Annotated in this window: 11 protein-coding genes; 10 read left to right on the forward strand and 1 reads right to left on the reverse strand. The window is 68.2% G+C overall.

The features are described 5' to 3' along the window. Nucleotides 1–93 precede the first annotated feature (93 nt). Entirely contained in the window at nucleotides 94–2,442 is a 2,349-nt protein-coding gene (locus G369_RS0109190) for an NADP-dependent malic enzyme (RefSeq protein WP_020723010.1), read from the reverse strand. A gap of 179 nt (nucleotides 2,443–2,621) precedes the next feature. On the opposite strand from G369_RS0109190, the gene G369_RS0109195 reads away from it, so the two are divergent. The 10 genes from G369_RS0109195 to G369_RS39705 all read left to right on the forward strand — a co-directional run bounded on the left by G369_RS0109195 (nucleotide 2,622) and on the right by G369_RS39705 (nucleotide 17,602). Further along, nucleotides 2,622–3,671 (forward strand): SPFH domain-containing protein, encoded by a 1,050-nt coding sequence (locus G369_RS0109195; RefSeq protein WP_019653701.1) that lies wholly within the window; start codon nucleotides 2,622–2,624, stop codon nucleotides 3,669–3,671. Between the two features lie 123 nt (nucleotides 3,672–3,794). Next, nucleotides 3,795–5,279 carry a DUF4178 domain-containing protein gene (locus G369_RS0109200; RefSeq protein ID WP_019653702.1) on the forward strand — a complete coding sequence of 495 codons (1,485 nt, stop codon included), beginning with the start codon at nucleotides 3,795–3,797 and terminating at the stop codon, nucleotides 5,277–5,279. A gap of 54 nt (nucleotides 5,280–5,333) precedes the next feature. Continuing rightward, complete coding sequence (locus tag G369_RS0109205; protein ID WP_019653703.1) at nucleotides 5,334–5,552, forward strand: DUF350 domain-containing protein; 219 nt, start codon at nucleotides 5,334–5,336, stop codon at nucleotides 5,550–5,552. A gap of 99 nt (nucleotides 5,553–5,651) precedes the next feature. Further along, entirely contained in the window at nucleotides 5,652–7,199 is a 1,548-nt protein-coding gene (locus G369_RS0109210) for a polyamine aminopropyltransferase (RefSeq protein WP_019653704.1), read from the forward strand. A gap of 119 nt (nucleotides 7,200–7,318) precedes the next feature. Beyond that, nucleotides 7,319–8,962, forward strand: coding sequence for an NAD(P)/FAD-dependent oxidoreductase (locus tag G369_RS0109215; protein WP_019653705.1), 1,644 nt, complete (start codon nucleotides 7,319–7,321; stop codon nucleotides 8,960–8,962). Beyond that, nucleotides 8,959–10,107, forward strand: a complete 1,149-nt coding sequence (locus G369_RS0109220; RefSeq protein ID WP_019653706.1) for a saccharopine dehydrogenase family protein — start codon at nucleotides 8,959–8,961, stop codon at nucleotides 10,105–10,107. The genes G369_RS0109215 and G369_RS0109220 overlap by 4 nt, the downstream gene beginning before the upstream one ends. After that, nucleotides 10,088–10,594, forward strand: coding sequence for an SRPBCC family protein (locus G369_RS0109225; protein WP_019653707.1), 507 nt, complete (start codon nucleotides 10,088–10,090; stop codon nucleotides 10,592–10,594). The genes G369_RS0109220 and G369_RS0109225 overlap by 20 nt, the downstream gene beginning before the upstream one ends. After that, complete coding sequence (locus G369_RS0109230) at nucleotides 10,591–10,968, forward strand: DoxX-like family protein (RefSeq protein WP_026346286.1); 378 nt, start codon at nucleotides 10,591–10,593, stop codon at nucleotides 10,966–10,968. Before G369_RS0109225 ends, G369_RS0109230 begins: the two co-directional genes overlap by 4 nt. A gap of 1 nt (nucleotide 10,969) precedes the next feature. Next, nucleotides 10,970–11,440, forward strand: a complete 471-nt coding sequence (locus tag G369_RS0109235; RefSeq protein WP_019653709.1) for a DUF2269 family protein — start codon at nucleotides 10,970–10,972, stop codon at nucleotides 11,438–11,440. A 135-nt stretch (nucleotides 11,441–11,575) separates the two neighbouring features. Further along, nucleotides 11,576–17,602, forward strand: a complete 6,027-nt coding sequence (locus G369_RS39705; RefSeq protein ID WP_019653710.1) for an alpha-2-macroglobulin — start codon at nucleotides 11,576–11,578, stop codon at nucleotides 17,600–17,602. The last annotated feature ends 46 nt before the right edge of the window (nucleotides 17,603–17,648 follow it).

Genomic DNA, 17,648 nt, shown 5'->3' on the forward strand with positions numbered 1-17,648 from the left:
GCTGGCGAAAATAGCAAGCGACTGCCCAAAGTTTGAGCAGTCGCGAGGCTATCGAATGGCTTTTCAAGTTGGCGGCCACTCTCGCCAGAGGGCTTATCTCTCGGCGTTTGCGTCCGCCACCGTCAAGGCTGTCATGTTCACGATGCGCCGAACAGTTGCACTCGCCGTGAGAATATGCACAGGTTTGGCCGCACCAAGCAGAACCGGGCCGATGGCGATGTTGCCGCCCGCTGCCGTCTTGAGCAGGTTGTAGGAAATATTGGCCGCGTCGATGTTCGGGAAAACCAGCAGGTTGGCGTCGCCCGCCAGCGCGCTGTGGGGCATGACGACGGCGCGCTGCTTGCTGTCGAGCGCCACGTCGCCGTGCATTTCGCCGTCAACCTCGAGCCAGGGCGCCTGAACGCGCAGCAGGTCGAGCGTGCGGCGCATCTTGACGGCGCTGGGCCCGTTGCTGGTGCCGAAGTTGGAGTGCGACAGCAGCGCAGCCTTCGGCTTCAGGCCGAAGCGCATCATTTCCTCGGCCGCCATGGTGGTGATCTCGGCCAGTTCCTCGGGCGAGGGGTCGTAGTTGACGTGCGTGTCGACCAGGAACACCTGGCGATCGGGCAGCAGCAGGCCGTTCATGCAGGCGTACACCGGCACGTCCTGCGGGGTGCTTTCGCAGCCGCCGGGGCGCTTGCCGATCACCTGGTCGATGTAGTGCAGGTGGTTGGCGGTCGTGCCCCAGGTGCCGCAGATCAGGCCGTCGACCTCGCCCTTGTGCAGCAGCATCGAGCCGATCAGCGTCAGGCGCCGGCGCATCTCGATCTTGGCGACCTGCACCGTCACGCCCTTGCGCTCGGTCATGCGGTGGTAGGTCTGCCAGAACTCGCGGTAGCGGTGGTCCTGCTCGACGTTGACCACGTCGTAGTCCAGCTCCTCCTTCAGGCGCAGGCCGAATTTCTCGATGCGCTGGGCGATGATGGCCGGCCGGCCGATCAGCGTCGGGCGTGCCACGCCCTCGTCCACCACGATCTGGGCCGCGCGCAGTACGCGCTCTTCCTCGCCTTCCGAATACGCCACGCGCTTCTTGCTGGCGCGCCGGGCGGCGTCGAAGATCGGCTTCATCGTGGTGCCCGAGGCGTAGACGAAGCTCTGCAGCTTGTCGCGGTAGGCGTCCATGTCCTTGATGGGACGCTGCGCCACGCCGCTTTCCTCGGCAGCCTTGGCCACGGCCGGCGCGATCTTCATCATAAGGCGCGGGTCGAAGGGCTTCGGGATCAGGTATTCGGGGCCGAAGCTGAGCTTTTCACCGACGTAGGCGGCGGCCACGCGCTCGCTCTGCTCGGCCTGGGCCAGGTCGGCGATGGCGTGCACCGCGGCGATCTCCATCTCGTCGGTGATCGTCGTCGCGCCGCAGTCCAGCGCGCCGCGGAAGATGTACGGGAAGCACAGGACGTTGTTGACCTGGTTCGGATAGTCGGTGCGGCCGGTGGCCATGATCACGTCGTCGCGCACCGCGTGGGCGTCTTCCGGAGCGATCTCGGGGTTGGGGTTGGCCAGCGCGAAGATCACCGGGCGCTTGGCCATCTTGGCCACCATGGCGGGCTTGAGCACGCCGCCGGCCGACAGGCCCAGGAACACGTCGGCACCCTCGATCACCTCGCCGAGCGTGCGCGCGTCGGTCTTCTGCATGAACTGGCGCTTGTCGTCGTCCATCAGCTCGGTGCGGCCTTCGTAGACCACGCCGGCCAGGTCGGTGACGAACACGTTCTCGCGCTTCAGGCCCACCTTGAGCAGCAGGTTCAGGCAGGCCAGCGCCGCGGCGCCCGCGCCGGAGGCGACCAGCTTGACTTCCTCGATCTTCTTGCCGGCCACCTTCAGGCCGTTGACCATCGCGGCCGCCACGGTGATGGCCGTGCCGTGCTGGTCGTCGTGGAAGACCGGGATCTTCATGCGCTTGCGCAGCTCGCGCTCGACGTAGAAGCAGTCGGGTGCCTTGATGTCTTCCAGGTTGACGGCACCGAAGGTGGGCTCCAGCGAGGCGATGATGTCCACCAGCTTGGCCGGGTCCTTCTCGTCGATCTCGATGTCGAACACGTCGACGCCCGCGAATTTCTTGAAGAGGACGCCCTTGCCTTCCATCACCGGCTTGGAGGCCAGCGGGCCGATGTCGCCCAGGCCCAGCACGGCGGTGCCGTTGCTGATGACGGCCACGAGGTTGCCCCGGGAGGTGTACTTGAAGGCGTTGGCCGGGTCCTTGACGATCTCCTCGCAGGGAGCCGCCACGCCGGGCGAATAGGCCAGCGACAGGTCGCGCTGGTTGACCATCTGTTTCGTCGCCGCGATGGCGATCTTGCCGGGAACGGGAAACTCGTGGTACTCGAGGGCGGCACGGCGCAGCTCTGCGCGTTTGTCTTCGGGCGTGGGAGTCGATGAGGTCGAGGGGGTCGAATCTGACATGTGCCGTAGCTCCTGGTGGCGCTTCTTCTGGGGGCGCCGATTGTAGACCTCGCGCATGACGCCCTAGGCCGCATGGCCAGGGGCTCCCATGACCAATAGCACGGGTGTTTCCGCGGGGCTGTGTGGCAATATGCACGGTTCGGACAAAACCTGAAAAACCTGAAGAGGAGTGACCGACCATGGCCCTGATGGATTTCATCAAGAAGCAGTTCATCGACATCATCCAGTGGACCGAGACCGGCGATGGCACGCTGGCCTGGCGCTTCCCGATGGCGGAGATGGAAATCCAGAACGGCGCCTCGCTCACGGTGCGCGAATCGCAGGTCGCCGTCTTCGTCAACGAGGGCAAGGTGGCCGACGTGTTCGGCCCCGGCATGTACAAGCTCACGACGCAGACGCTGCCCGTGCTCACGTACCTGAAGAACTGGGACAAGCTGTTCGAGTCCCCCTTCAAGAGCGACGTCTACTTCTTCAGCACCCGCCAGCAGGTCGACCAGAAGTGGGGCACGCCCCAGCCGATCACCATCCGCGACAAGGACTTCGGCGCCGTGCGCCTGCGCGCCTTCGGCAACTACTCCTTCCGCATCGGCGATGCCAAGGCCTTCCACACCGAGATCTCCGGCACGCGCGACACCTACACCGTGGCCGACCTCGACGGCCAGCTGCGCGGCCTGGTGCTGCAGAACATCAGCAACGCCATCGCCTCCAGCGGCGTGCCCTTCCTCGACCTCGCGGCCAACCAGATCCAGTTCGCGCAGGCGCTCGCCGCCCAGCTGGTGCCCGAGTTCGAGAAGATCGGCATCAAGCTCGAGAACATCACGGTCCAGAACGTCTCGCTGCCCGAGGAGCTGCAGAAGATCCTCGACCAGAAGATCGGCATGGGCATGGTCGGCAACGACATGGGCAAGTTCATGCAGTACCAGACGGCGCAGGCGATTCCCAAGTTCGCCGAGGGCGCGGCCGGCGGCGGCGGTGTCGCCGGCGACGCGATGGGACTTGGCGCGGGCGTGGCGCTCGGCCAGGTGCTGGCGCAGAACCTCGCGCAGGGCCTGAGCCCCAACGCCGCGGCTGCCGCTGCAGCCCAGCAGCAGCAACCGTCGGTGGCCGTGGTGAGCGCTGCCGACGTGATGACCACGCTCGAGAAGCTCGGCGAACTCAAGACCAAGGGCATCCTCACCCAGGAAGAGTTCGACGCCAAGAAGGCCGAACTGCTCAAGAAGCTGGTCTGACCCCAGGCTTCGCGCACTTCGTGTCGCCCTCCCTCGTCCCTTGCAGGGGGCGATGCCAGCAGCCCGGCATAGCCGGCTGCGCGGTATCTCCCGCCTCGTTCGTCGTGTCTTCAGCCGCGTGCCATGGCTGAGGAAAACGGCAACCAGCGCTACTACCGGGCGCCCTGCCCCGGCTGCGGAGCGCCGGTCGAATTCCGCTCGGCGCAGTCGACCCATGCGGTCTGCCCCTACTGCCAGAGCACCGTCGTGCGCCAGGGCGACACGCTCGCGCGCACCGGCAAGATGGCGGAGCTGTTCGACGACTTCAGCCCGCTGCAGCTGTTCGCCGCCGGCCGCATCCAGGACAAGCCCTTCACGCTGATCGGCCGGCTGCAGTACACCTACCCCGGTGGCCGCTGGACCGAATGGATCGCCGCGCTCGACGGCGACCGCACCGCCATCCTCAGCGAGGACAACGGCGCCTACGTCTTCGCCCTGCCCTTCGACCTGCAGCGCGCGGCGCCGCCGCCCGGCGACCTTCGCGTGGGCGCCACCAGCGCCTTCGCCGGCCAGAGCTACACCGTCACCTCGAACGAGCAGGTGGCGCTGACCTCGGCGCAGGGCGAGCTGCCGCACCCGCCCGAGCTCGGCCGGCCCTTCGCGATGGTCGAGCTGCGCAACGACCGCGGGCTGGTGCTCAGCATCGACTACGGCACCGCCAAGCCCAGCGCCTACCTCGGCCGCTCGGTACAGCTGGAAGACCTGCAGCTGACCGGCCTGCGCGCCGAGTCCGCCAAGGACGAAAAAGGCCGCAGCTTCAACTGCCCCAACTGCGGCTCGCCCGTCACCGTCAACCTCGCCGACAGCAAGAGCATCACCTGCGGCTCGTGCCACAGCATCATCGACCTGTCGCAGGGCATCGGCGGCGAGCTCAAGCACGCCACGCAGGACGAGCCCGTGCGCCCGCTCATCGCGCTGGGCAGCATGGGCCAGCTGCAGGGCGCGCAGTGGCAGGTGGTGGGCTTCCAGCACCGCATGGGCAGCGAGCCCGGCGACGACGAGCACTTCGGCTGGGACGAATACCTGCTCTACAACAACAAGCGCGGCTTCAGCTTCCTGGTGGACGCCGAGGACGGCTGGAGCATGGTCAAGCCGACCACCGGCGCGCCGGTGATGGCCGAGAACGGCACGAGCGCCACCTACCTCGGCAAGCGCTACCAGCAGCAGTACGCCTACAACGCCGAGACCACCTACGTGGCGGGCGAGTTCTACTGGCAGGTCGAGCGCGGCCAGAAGACCTTCAACCGCGACTTCGCCAGCGGCGGCGCGCTGCTGTCGATGGAGCGCTCGGCCAACGAGCTCACCTGGTCTGCGGGCAGCAAGATCGACAGCGGCGCGGTGGCCACCGCCTTCAAGCTCGACGCGAAGAAGGACATGTTCAAGCGCGCCGACGCGCTGCCGGTGAGCGCCGCGTCGGGGCTGGGCTGCGGCACCATCATCCTCATCATCGTCGTGATCATCATCCTGCTGATCATCCTGAGCACCTGCAGCAGCAGCGGATCGTCCAGCGGCTACCGCAGCTCGGGCGGCTCCTACGGCGGCTATTCCAGTGGCGGCGGCCACAAATGACGGCGAAGATGCGCGCGATGCTCTCTCTAACTACTGCTACGACTGGAGGTCCCCATGGGATTTGAATGGCTGAAACCGGGCGTGGTCCTCGGATCGCTCGTGTACGCGCTGATCGGCGTCGTGATCTTCTGGCTGTGCTTCCTGATCATCGACAAGATCACGCCCTACGACCTGTGGGGCGAGATCGTCGAGAAGCAGAACGTGGCGCTGGGCCTCGTCGTGGCGGCAATGAGCCTCGGCATCAGCATCATCGTCGCAGCAGCGATCCATTAGCCCCCGGCCTTGCACTTCGCTTCGCTACGCGTCGTTCGCCACCCCCCGCGGGGGAGGCGCGGTCCGCCTCGGGGCGGTCCGGCGGCGACCGCCTGATCCATGGATACCCCTGCCAGTCCGCTGCCGGCCAAAGGCCCGCAGCCCGTGGAGATCGCGCTGCTCGCCAGCGTGTTCGTGGTCGCCGCCTGCGGGCTGGTCTACGAGCTCACCGCGGCCGCGCTCAGCTCCTACCTGCTGGGCGACTCGGTGCTGCAGTTCAGCACCATCATCGGCACCTACCTGTTCGCCATGGGCGTGGGCTCGTGGCTCTCGCGCTACTTCGAGCGGCAGCTGCCCGCGCACTTCCTTCGCATCGAACTGCTGGTGGCGCTGATCGGCGGCGCGCTGCCGGCGATCCTGTTCCTGGCCAACGCCTACGTGCCCGGCGCGTTCCGGCTGCTGCTCTACGGGCTGGTGATGGTCGTGGGCACGCTGGTGGGGCTCGAGATCCCGCTGGTGATGCGCATCCTGAAGCGCAACATCGTGCTGAAGAACCTGGTGTCGCAGGTGCTCACCTTCGACTACCTCGGCGCGCTGGCGGTGTCGGTGGCGTTCCCGCTGATCCTGGTGCCGCAGCTCGGCATGATCCGCACCGGCCTGCTGTTCGGCTTCATGAACGCGGCGGTGGCGGTGTGGGCGCTGTGGCTCTTCCGCCATGAGCTGCGCCGCGTGGGCGCGCATGCCGTCGCGTGCGTTCTCGCGCTGGGGGCGCTGGTGGGGGCTTTCGTCGGCGCCGACCACATCACCACACTGGCTGAAGACAAGTTCTACCAGGACCGCATCGTCTTCAGCGCCACCTCGCCCTACCAGCGCATCGTGGTCACGCGCGGGCTGCTGGGGCACCGGCTCTTCCTCAACGGCAACCTGCAGTTCGCCGAGCGCGACGAATACCGCTATCACGAGGCGCTCGTGCATCCGGTGATGGCCGCCCAGGGCGCGCCGAAGAAGGTCGCGGTGCTCGGCGGCGGCGACGGCATGGCGGTGCGCGAGATCCTCAAGTACCCGTCGGTCGAATCGATCACGCTGGTGGAGCTCGACCCGAACATGACCAGGCTCTTCACAGAGCACGAGACGCTGGCCGCGCTGAACGGACATTCGCTGTCTTCGCCGAAGGTGAAGATCGTCAACACCGATGCCTTCCAGTGGCTGCAGCAGCCCGGTGACATGTATGACGTGATCGTGGTCGACTTCCCCGATCCCACCAACTTCGCCATCGGCAAGCTCTACACCAACAGCTTCTACGCGCTGCTCGAGAAGCGGCTGTCGGCCAGCGGCTACGCGGTGATCCAGACCACCTCGCCGCTGGTGGCGCGCAAGAGCTACTGGACCGTGGCGGCGACCATCGAGTCGGTGGGACTGCGCGCCACGCCGTACCACGCGCACGTGCCCAGCTTCGGCGAATGGGGCTACATCATCGCGAGCCGCAGGCCCTACCGCATGCCCGATGCGCTGCCGCCCGGCCTGCGATTCCTCTCCCCGACCACCCTGCCGCTGATGTTCGACTTTCCGCTCGACATGGCGCGCGTGCCGGCCGAAGTGAACCGCCTCTCGAACCAGATCCTCGTCACCACCTACGAGCAGGAGTGGGGCAAGGTCATGGCGCATTGAATGACGTACTCCCCCAGGCTTCGCGCACTTCGTGTCGCTTCGCCAACCCCCTCGCCGGGGGCAACACCTGCGGCCGGGCGGAGCCGGTTCCGCGGTGTTCCTGGAACAGGCAGGTGCGTATGAGGCGGCGTGGGTTTCTTGGGGCTGCCGCGGGGGCTGCTGGTGCATTCGCGCTCGCCGGCTGCGAGGCGCCTCCGCCGCCCATCGAGGGTGGCTTCACCGGCATCGACGTCACCCGTGGCCATGCGATGCGCGACCACACTCTCGGGAGCACGACGCCTGCCGTGGTGAAGCGCACGCGCGTGGTCATCGCGGGCGGTGGCGTGGCGGGCCTTGCCGCGGCCCGCGCGCTGCGGCTCTCGGGCGTCGACGAGTTCGCGCTGCTTGAGCTGGAAGACACTGCCGGCGGCAACGCGCGCGGCGGCATGGTCAACGGCATCGCCTGCCCGCTCGGCGCGCACTACCTGCCGGTGCCGGGCGACGACGCGCGCGAGGTGCAGGACCTGCTGGAAGAGCTCGGCCTGCGCCGCCGCGTGGCCGGCCGCTGGGAATACGACGAGGTCACGCTCTGCCACAGCCCCCAGGAGCGCCTGTTCTTCCAGGGCGAGTGGCAGGACGGTCTGCTGCCCGTGCATGGCGTGGGCGAGGCCACGCTCGCGCAGTACCGCAGGTTCGCGCAGCGCATCGACGCGCTGCAGCATGCCGCGCATTTCGCCATTCCAACGCTCAAGGTCGCCATCACGCCCGAGCTGCTGGCGCTCGATGCGGTCAGCTTCCAGAACTGGCTCGACAGCGAAGGCTTCAGCGATGCGCAGCTGCGCTGGTACCTCGACTACTGCTGCCGCGACGACTACGGCGCCGGCATCGGGCAGGTGTCGGCCTGGGCCGGCATCCACTACTTCGCGAGCCGGCACGGCTTCCATGCGCCGGGCGATCCGACGGGCAGCGTCAACGATTCGAGCCCCGAGCGCGACGGCATCCTGACCTGGCCCGAAGGCAACGGCTGGCTCACCAGGCAGCTCGCCAGGCCGCTCGGCGAGCGGCTTCGCACCGGCAGCGTCGTCACGCGCATCGCGCAAGTGCGCGACGGCGTCGAGGTCGATGCATGGGATGCGGCATCGAAATCCATGGTGCGCTGGCAGGCCGAGCGCTGCATCGTCGCGCTGCCCGTGTTCATCGCCGCGCGCGTCGTCGAGAACCCGCCCGAGCTGCTGAAGAACGCCGCCGCGCACGTGCGCTATGCGCCCTGGCTGGTGGCCAACATCCACCTGCGCGGCCCGCTGGCCGACCGGCCCGGCGCCGCACCCAGCTGGGACAACGTGATCTACGGCACCAGGGGTCTCGGCTATGTGGATGCGCGCCACCAGGCACTGGACCCCACGCCGCGCGGCACCGTGCTGAGCTGGTACCGCCCACTGGGCCCGAGCGGCTACGACACCGTCGACGGCCGCAAGCTGCTGCTGGAGCGCCCGTGGACCGGCTGGCGCGACGACCTGCTCGCCGAGCTGTCGGTGCCCCACCCCGACCTGCCTTCGCTGGTCTCTCGCATCGAGATCACGCGCTACGGGCACGCCATGTCCATCCCCAGGCCCGGCCTGCTGGCGCAGATCGGCTCCGAGCGCAGCGCACCCGACGCCGGGCATCGCGGCAGCGTGGTGGCGGGCCGGCTGTCGTTCGCGCACGCGGACTGGTCGGGCTATTCGATCTTCGAAGAGGCGTTCACGCGCGGGCACGTCGCGGGAACGGATGCGGCGGCGGCATGAAGACACTGGTGCTCGGCGGCTACGGCAACTTCGGCGCACGCATCTGCCGCGCGCTGGCCGGCAGTCCTGGCATCGAGCTGCTCGTGGCGGGGCGTGACGCGCAGCGCGCCACGGCCTTCGCTTCATCGCTGGACGCGGCCGCGAGTGGCGTACGCATCGACGTGCAGGCTGCCGATCTCGCACACACGTTGCGAGGCCTTGGCGTGGAGCTCGTGATCCACACCGCCGGCCCCTTCCAGAACCAGGACTACCGCGTGCCGCACGCCGTCGCAGCCGCGGGCGCGCACTACATCGACCTGGCCGACGGACGGCGCTTCGTGTGCGACTTTCCTGCCGCCCTGGACGCCGCCTTTCGCCGCGCCGGCCGCATCGCCGTGAGCGGCGCCAGCACAGTGCCCGCACTGTCGTCCGCCGTGGTCGACCATCTCGCGGACGGCTGGCAGCACATACGGAGCATCGACATCTGCATCGCCCCCGCGCAGGGCGCGCCGCGCGGCGAGGCCACGCTGGCCGGGGTGCTCGCATACTGCGGCGAGCCCATCCGCGTCTGGCAGGGCGGTCGCTGGGTCGAGCTTCCCGGCTGGGCCGACCCGGAGAAAGTGGAGTTCGCGCGCATGAAGCCGCGCCGCGGCGCGCTCTGCGACATTCCCGACCTGGAGCTCTTTCCGGCGCGGTACGAAGGCGTGCAGTCGGTGATGTTCCGCGCCGCGCTCGAAGTCGGGCTGACGCAGCGCGCCTTCGCCTTTCTGGCCCTCATGCGCCGCGCGGGACTGCTGCCGGCGCCGCAGAAGCTGGCGCCCCTGCTGCACGCCACCGGCGGCGTGTTCGACGCGCTGGGCACCGCGCTGGGAGGCATGGTCGTGCGTGTCGAAGGCACCGATGCACAGGGCCGGCCGGCACGGCGCGCCTGGCACATCGCTGCCGACGACAACCATGGGCCGGAGATCCCGTGCATGGCAGCGATCCTGCTGGCGCGCCGGCTCGCGAAAGGCGACGCGACGCTGCCGCCCGGGGGTGCGCACGCCTGCATGGGTCTGTTGACCCTGCCCGAATTCGGGCCGGAGTTCGCTCGCTGGGGCATGGTGACCGACGTGGTCGAAGAAGCGCTGATCGCAGTGGCAGGCCATGGCGCACCGGCGTTTTGAGTTCGACATGCCGGCGCCTGCCGACGTGGTATTCGACGCTTTCCATTACCACGTGTGGCGCGCACGCTGGGACTCGCTGGTCGGCAACGCCCGCGTGGTGGGCGGCGCGCCGTGTCCCTTCGTCGGGGCCGAGACGGAAAACACGGGTCACGGTTGGTTGCGCGGCTTGTCGATGCGAACGCGCTTCGTGAGCTTCGATCGACCGCATGTGGCTGCAGCCTCGATGGTCGGCCGCTCTTTCCCCTTCAGCCGCTGGGCCGCTTCCATGCGGCACCGCGACTTGCAGCCGGGTCATTCCGTTCTCATCTACGTCTACACCATCGAGGCGGGGCCGAAGGCCTTGCGCTGGTTGCTGGAGCCGGTGGTCGCGTGGGTCTTTGCATGGCAGACGCGGCGGCGCTTTGCGCGCTTGCATGCGTTCCTGGCCACGCATGCGCATGAAGTCGTTGCGTGGCAGCACGCTGAGCGTGGGAGCTCCGCCAGGTGAAGGATTCTGTTGCGCAGGAGCGCTTGTTGCGTCTGAGCCTCGTCGCCGTCTGGCTATTCACCGCCGTCGCCAGCATCGTCGAGTTGAACGGCCAGAGCCGCCAGGCGCTGGCTGCCGCCGGCATCGCATCGCCGCAGTGGCTGGTGCAAGGGCTGATCGTTGGCGGCGCGGCTGCCGATCTTGCAGTCGGCATCGCACTGTGGCGCTGGCCTGGCCGCGCAAGCTATGCGGCGGCCCTGGCCCTGATGCTCGTCATGACACTGGTGGCGACCGTGCTGCAGCCCGGTCTGTGGCTGCACCCGCTCGGGCCGCTGCTCAAGAACATCCCGATTGCCGCACTGCTCTGGCATCTGTATCGGCGCGCCGCACCATGACATGAACACCTACCTCGTCCTCAAGTGGCTGCACATCGTCTCCAGCGTGCTGATGGTCGGCACTGGGCTGGGCTCGGCCTTCTACATGTTCTTCGCCAACCGCAGCGGCAGCGTGCCCGCGCAGGCGGTGGTGAGCCGGCTGGTGGTGCGCGCCGACTGGTGGTTCACCACACCCACCGTGATCCTGCAGCCGGCCACCGGATTCGCGCTGGCGCACATGGCGGGCTTTCCGCTTTCCACGCCGTGGCTTGCGCTGTCGCTGGGGTTGTTCGTTTTCGCGGGGGCCTGCTGGCTGCCGGTGGTGTGGCTGCAGATCCGCATGGCGGCGATCGCGGCGCAGGCGAATCGCGACGCAGTGCCGCTGCCGCCGCTCTATGCGCGCTACCAGCGTTGGTGGGAGTTGCTGGGCTACCCGGCCTTCGCGGCCATGGTGGTGGTGTTCTACCTGATGGTGAACAAGCCCCAGCTATGAGCCGCTGAAACGAGCCGATGAAAGAAGGCCTGGCGCGGGCCTGTGCGGTTTTCACGAAGACTTCACACACAGCGCGATTGCTTCACAGATGGCTCGCACACTCGCGGGCGCCAACAAAAACAGTGGGGAGCTTCCATGCTTCAAGTCGCCAACAGAAAACTCGCGTCGATCAGCGACGTGCTCTTCACCGGGCTGGGCCGCGCGCTCGGCTTCCTGCGTCCGCTGGCTCGCGGGCTCATCGGTTCCTGGCGACCACCGGGCTGGCTGCGCATCCTGGGCGCCTTCCTTCTTCTCGGGCTGCAGTGGCTCCAGCAGCGGCTCGCATGGCTGGTCTTGCTGGTGTTGATCGCACTGGCCGGCTGGATCGCCCATCCCCACGTGATGAAGTGGTGGCACGGCCTCACGCCCGACCGCGTCGAGCCGGTGGTCGCCACCGCCAAGGCCGATGCGCCGCAGCGCACCCAGATCGAGCTCGACAAGGGGCCGAATCCCTTCGTCGTGAATTTCTCTGCCTCGGTCGCTCCCATTGCGCGCATCGGCCAGGAGGCCACCGGCGTCACCATCGAGCCCGCCGTTGCCGGCCGCTGGACCTGGACAAGCCAGAAACGCCTCGAATTCCTGCCCGCACAGGACTGGCCCGTCGGCCAGCCGTACAAGGTTCAGATCGCCGACAGCGCCCTCGCGCCGCACATCGAGCTGGCACAGCGCAAGTACGAGTTCACCTCGCCCGAGTTCACCGCGCAGATCATCGGTGCCGAGTTCTACCAGGACCCGGTCCAGGCCAACGTGCGACGCGCACTCTTCCAGGTGCGCTTCTCGCACCCCGTCAACACGGCCGAGTTCGAGAAGCGCCTGGTGCTGACCTACGACCAGCCCTGCAGCAGCTCCTTCTTCAGCGTGGGCAAGTGCGCGAGCGAGAAGTTCACCGTCAGCTACGACAAGCTGCGCCTCATCGCCACGCTGCAGTCGGAGCCGCTGCCCATTCCCGAGAAGAACCGGCCCGCGATCTTGAGCCTCACGGCCGGCGCGGTCGCGCAGAAGGGCGGGCCGGCGCTGCGCAACGACCAGTCGCGCGCGGTCGACATTCCCGGCCTCTACAGCCTTTCCATCTCCGGTATCGAGCCCACCATCGTCACCGGCGAGAACGGCGAGCCCGAGCACGTGATGCAGGTCAGCGCCTCCATGCCGGTGCACGAGCGCGAGATGGCGCGCGTGGTGCAGGCCTGGCTGCTGCCCGTGACGGAAGAGGCCAAGGGCGATCCCGCGGAGAAGTTCGACTGGTCCGCCGATCCGTCGAAGGTGACCGACGCCGTGCTGCGCCGCGCGAAGAAGCTCAACCTGCAGCCCATCGCCAGCGAGCGCGAGGTGACCGAGATGGTCAGCTTCCGCATGCCGCAGGCCGAAGGCGGCCGCTACCTGCTGGTGCGCGTGGCCAAGGGCCTGAAGACGCCCGGCGGCTACCAGCTCGGCGCCGCGCGGCAGGACGTGCGCCTGCTCAAGACCTTCGCGCCCGAGCTCAGCATCATGAGCCAGGGCTCGCTGCTCGCGCTCTCGGGCGAGCGCAAGCTGCCGATCCTGGTGCGCGACCTGCCCGGCATCCGGCTGGAGATCGGCCGCCTGCTGCCGCAGCAGCTGCAGCACCTGGTGACGCAGACCAGCGGCGACTTCGCGCATCCGCAGTTCTACGGCGGCCTGCAGTCGGACAACCTCGTCGACCGCTTCCAGAAGGAGATTCCGCTGAGCATCCCCGCCGGCAAGGCGCACTACGAGACCGTCGACTTCGCCGACTACCTGCGCAGCGACGCGACCGATCGCCGCGGCGTGTTCCTGCTCAAGGTGCAGGGCTACGACCCCAAGGCGAAGAAGAAGCCCGATGGCGAAGGCCAGCCCGAGGAGGCGCAACAGCAGCAACAGGAAGAGCAATCCTCCGAAGAGGATGGCAGCAGTGACGGTGAAGGCGGCAGCCCCGAGCAGCAGGTCGACCAGCGCCTGGTGCTCGTCACCGACCTGGGCATCGTCGCCAAGAAGTCGCTCGACGGCACGCGCGACGTGTTCGTGCAGAGCATCGCCAGCGGCCAGCCCGTGGCGGGTGCGATGGTCGAGGTGTGGGGGCGCAACGGCATGATCGTCGCGTCGCAGTCCACCGACGCCACTGGCGCAGCCAAGCTGCCCAACCTCGCCGGCTACCAGCGCGAGAAGGCGCCGGTGGTGCTGGTGGTGCGCAAGGACGGCGACCTGAGCTTCCTGCCCTTCAACCGCAGCGACCGCACGCTGGACATCTCGCGCTTCGACGTGGGCGGCCTGCGCGCGGCCGGCGTGCCGAACCAGATGACGGCGTACGTCTTCAGCGACCGCGGCATCTACCGCCCCGGCGACACCATGCACATCGCGATGATGGTGAAGGCCGGCAACTGGGGCACCTCGCTGCGCGACCTGCCGCTCGAAGCCGAGATCATCGACGCGCGCGGGCTCAGCGTGCGGCGCGAGAAGCTCCGCCTCGGCCCGGGCGGCGCGGCCGAGATCGCCCACACCACGCAGGACACCTCGCCCACCGGCAACTACGCCGTCAACCTGTACCTGCCGCGCCAGTCGTCGCCCGGCACTCCCGAGGTCGAGAGCCTGCTGATCGGCAGCACCACGGTGAAGGTGCAGGAGTTCCTGCCCGACCGCACCAAGGTCACGGCCAAGCTCAGCAATGAAGTTGCCGAAGGCTGGGTGAGCCCGAAGGACCTGAAGGCGCAGATCGACGTGCAGAACCTCTTTGGCACGCCCGCGCCCGACCGCAAGGTGGAAGGCACGCTCACGCTGAGCCCGGGCTTTCCGGTGTTCCGCGCCTTCACCGACTATGCCTTCTTCGACCCGCAGCGCGCCACCGAGAAGCAGGTGGACGACCTGGGCAGCGTGCAGACCAGCGCCGAGGGCAAGGCCGAGTTCGACCTGCGCCTCTCGCGCTTCGACGCCGCCACCTACCAGGTGCACGTGCTTGCCAAGGCCTTCGAGCCCGAGGGCGGGCGCAGCGTGTCGGCCGAGGCCCAGACGCTGGTGAGCGACCTGCCCTACCTCGTCGGCGTGAAGGTCGACGGCGACACCAGCTACGTGAGCAAGGGCGCCACGCGCAACGCCACGGTGATCGCCATCGACCCGCGCGCGAAGAAGACGGCCGTGGCCGACCTGAAGATCGAGCGCGTCGAGCGCAAGGTGCTGTCGGTGCTCATCAAGCAGGACAACGGGCTGTACCGCTACGAGTCGCGCCTCAAGGAGATCGTGCTCGACGAGAAGCCCTTCGCCATCGCGGCAGCGGGCAACAACGTGGCGCTGGACACCTCCGCGCCCGGCAACTTCGCCTACGTGATGCGCAACGCGCAGGGGATGGAGCTCAACCGCGTGGAGTACAGCGTGGCCGGCAACGCCAACGTGTCGCGCTCGCTCGACCGCAACGCCGAACTGCAGCTCACGCTCGACCGCAAGGACTACGAGCCGGGCCAGGAGATCTCGGTGAGCATCCGCGCGCCCTACGTGGGCGCGGGCCTCATCACCATCGAGCGCGACAAGGTCTACGCCCACGCGTGGTTCAAGACCGACAAGACCGCCTCGGTGCAGAAGATCACCGTGCCAAAGGACTTCGAGGGCACCGGCTACATCAACGTGCACTTCGTGCGTGACCCGGCCTCCGACGAGGTCTACATGAGCCCGCTGTCGTACGGCGTGGTGCCCTTCGCGACCGCGCTGGCCAGGCGCACCGCCAACCTGCAGCTCACCAGCAGCGAGCTGGTGAAGCCGGGGCAGACGATGAAGATGAAGCTCACCAGCGACAAGCCCACGCGCGCCGTGGTGTTCGCGGTGGACGAAGGCATCCTGCAGGTGGCGCGCTACAAGACGCCCGACCCGCTCAAGCACTTCTTCCAGAAGCGCGCACTCGAGGTGGGCACGCTGCAGACGCTCGACCTGATCCTGCCTGAGTTCAAGAAGCTCATGCAGGGCGCCGCCCCCGGCGGTGACGGCGAAGGCGAGCTCGGCAAGCACCTGAACCCGTTCAAGCGCAAGCGCGACAAGCCGGTGGCCTACTGGTCGGGCCTGGTCGACGTGAACGGCAGCCGCGAGTTCAGCTACACCGTGCCCGAGAGCTTCAACGGCAGCCTGCGCGTGATGGCCGTGGCGGTGAACGACGAGACCACAGGCGCCAAGAGCACCCGCACCGTGGTGCGCGGCGACATGGTCATCCTGCCGAACGCACCGCTGGCCATGGCGCCCGGCGACACCGTCGAGGTGGGCGTTGGGCTGGCCAACAACATCGTCGGCTCGGGCAGGGAGGCACCCATCGCGCTCACGCTCACCGCATCGGGCGGCCTCGAAGTGGTGGGCGACGCCACGCAGACGCTCAAGGTCAACGAGCGCGGCGAGGCCAGCACCAAGTTCAACGTGCGCGCCAAGCCGGGCGAGCAGGCGGTGCTGGGTTCCTCGGCGCTGGTGTTCACTTCCACGCACAAGAACTACAGTGCGCGCCTGTCGACCGAGGTGAGCGTGCGGCCCGCGTCGCCCTTCGTCACGCTGGTGCAGGCCGGCAGCTTCCAGCGTGCGGGAGAAATCTCGAGCCAGGCCGACCTGTATCCGAACTTCCGCCAGAGCGACGTGGCCGTGTCGGCCGCGCCGTGGGCCTTCGCGACCGGACTCATGCAGTACCTGGAGGCGTACCCGCACGGCTGCACCGAGCAGATCACGAGCCAGACCTTCCCGGCCGTGCTGCTGTCGGGCCGCCCGGAACTGGTGAAGGAGATGTCGCGCGGCCGTACCGCTGAGCAGGGTCCATTGCCCGAGGCGCGCAAGACCTTCGAGCGCTACCTGGTGCAGCTGCGTGCGCGGCAGACGGCCGACGGCGGCTTCTCGCTGTGGCCCGGTGCCGGCACCGATGCCTTCGCGACGCTCTATGCGGTGCAACTGCTGGTCGAGGCCAAGGACCACAAGCTGCCCGTGCCGCAGGACCTGCTGCAGAAGGCCGACACCTACCTGCAGGGCTGGCTCGGCAGCGGCGACAACACGCTCGACGGCTGGCGTCAGCGTGCGCAGGCGGCCTACCTGCTGACGCGCCAGGGCATCGTCGCGCCGGCCGCGCTCGCCAACCTGCGCGAAGCCCGCCGCAACCAGATGTCGCGGCAGGGCGTGGGCTGGGGCGACGACCTCGGCGCCGTGTACCTCGCCGCGAGCTATCAGCTCGTGAAGCAGGAGCAGGTGGCCAACGAGCTGCTCGACCCGGTGTGGTCCGACCTGCTCGCGCGCACCGAGAAGAAGCAGCGCCGCAATGCCTGGGGTGCCTACTACGACCCGCTGGTGCACGACAGCATGACGCTGCACCTGGTGGGCCGCCACTTCCCCTCGCGCCTGAAGGCGCTGAAGCCTGCGGTGTGGGAAGGCATGGCCGAGATGGTGCGGGAGGGCTGGTACAACAGCCTGTCGTCGGCCTCGATGCTGCTGGCGGTGGACTCGTACTTCGAGGCCGTGGGGCAGAACGTGGAGGGCAAGCTCTCGGCGAGCGCCGTCAACGCCCAAGGCCAGGCCGCGGCGCTCGCGCTGGGCTCGGTGAACCCGATCACGCGTGCCGCGGTGCCGGCCGGCACCGCCAGGCTGAAGCTGTCGAACGACAGCGACTTCAACCTCTACTACAGCTGGGCCGAACAGGGCTTCGAGCGCAACGTGCCCGCCACGCCGGTGAACAAGGGCATGGAGATCTTCCACGAGGTGCTCGACGCCAAGGGCAACCCCATCACCAAGGCGAAGCTCGGCGAAGAGGTCACGGTGCGGGTGCGCGTGCGCAGCCTGGAGCGCGCGCAGATCAACGACGTGGCGCTGGTCGACGTGCTGCCCGGTGGCCTGGAACCGGTGCTGCAGGCCGTGGGCGACGACGAGGATGCAGCCAATGCCGATGCGCCGATCTGGAAGAAGCGCCTGGGCGGCGGCGGCTCGTGGAAGGTGCAGTACGCCGACATCCGCGAAGACCGCGTCGTGTTCTACGGCGGTGTCGGCAAGGACCTGCTCGAGGTGACGTACAAGGCCCGCGCCACCAACGTGGGCGACTACGTGGTGCCGGCCGCCTACGGCGAGGCGATGTACGACCGTCGTGTGTTCTCGCGCTCGGCGGGAGCACGCTTCCAGGTGGTGGCGAATTGATTACGACGCGCGCTTGCCTTGTTCCCTCTCCCGCGTGCGGGAGAGG

It is taken from the genome of Variovorax atrisoli 110B, assembly GCF_000382045.1.
GTDB classification, from domain to species: Bacteria; Pseudomonadota; Gammaproteobacteria; order Burkholderiales; family Burkholderiaceae_C; genus Variovorax; species Variovorax atrisoli.

Coding starts and splice junctions, on each gene's coding strand:
- G369_RS0109205 (WP_019653703.1), top strand. CDS start 5,334: ATGGGATTTGAATGGCTGAAACCGGGCGTGGTCCTCGGATCGCTCGTG.
- G369_RS0109225 (WP_019653707.1), top strand. CDS start 10,088: ATGGCGCACCGGCGTTTTGAGTTCGACATGCCGGCGCCTGCCGACGTG.
- G369_RS0109200 (WP_019653702.1), top strand. CDS start 3,795: ATGGCTGAGGAAAACGGCAACCAGCGCTACTACCGGGCGCCCTGCCCC.
- G369_RS0109195 (WP_019653701.1), top strand. CDS start 2,622: ATGGCCCTGATGGATTTCATCAAGAAGCAGTTCATCGACATCATCCAG.
- G369_RS0109190 (WP_020723010.1), bottom strand. CDS start 2,442: ATGTCAGATTCGACCCCCTCGACCTCATCGACTCCCACGCCCGAAGAC.
- G369_RS0109235 (WP_019653709.1), top strand. CDS start 10,970: ATGAACACCTACCTCGTCCTCAAGTGGCTGCACATCGTCTCCAGCGTG.
- G369_RS0109210 (WP_019653704.1), top strand. CDS start 5,652: ATGGATACCCCTGCCAGTCCGCTGCCGGCCAAAGGCCCGCAGCCCGTG.
- G369_RS39705 (WP_019653710.1), top strand. CDS start 11,576: ATGCTTCAAGTCGCCAACAGAAAACTCGCGTCGATCAGCGACGTGCTC.
- G369_RS0109220 (WP_019653706.1), top strand. CDS start 8,959: ATGAAGACACTGGTGCTCGGCGGCTACGGCAACTTCGGCGCACGCATC.
- G369_RS0109215 (WP_019653705.1), top strand. CDS start 7,319: ATGAGGCGGCGTGGGTTTCTTGGGGCTGCCGCGGGGGCTGCTGGTGCA.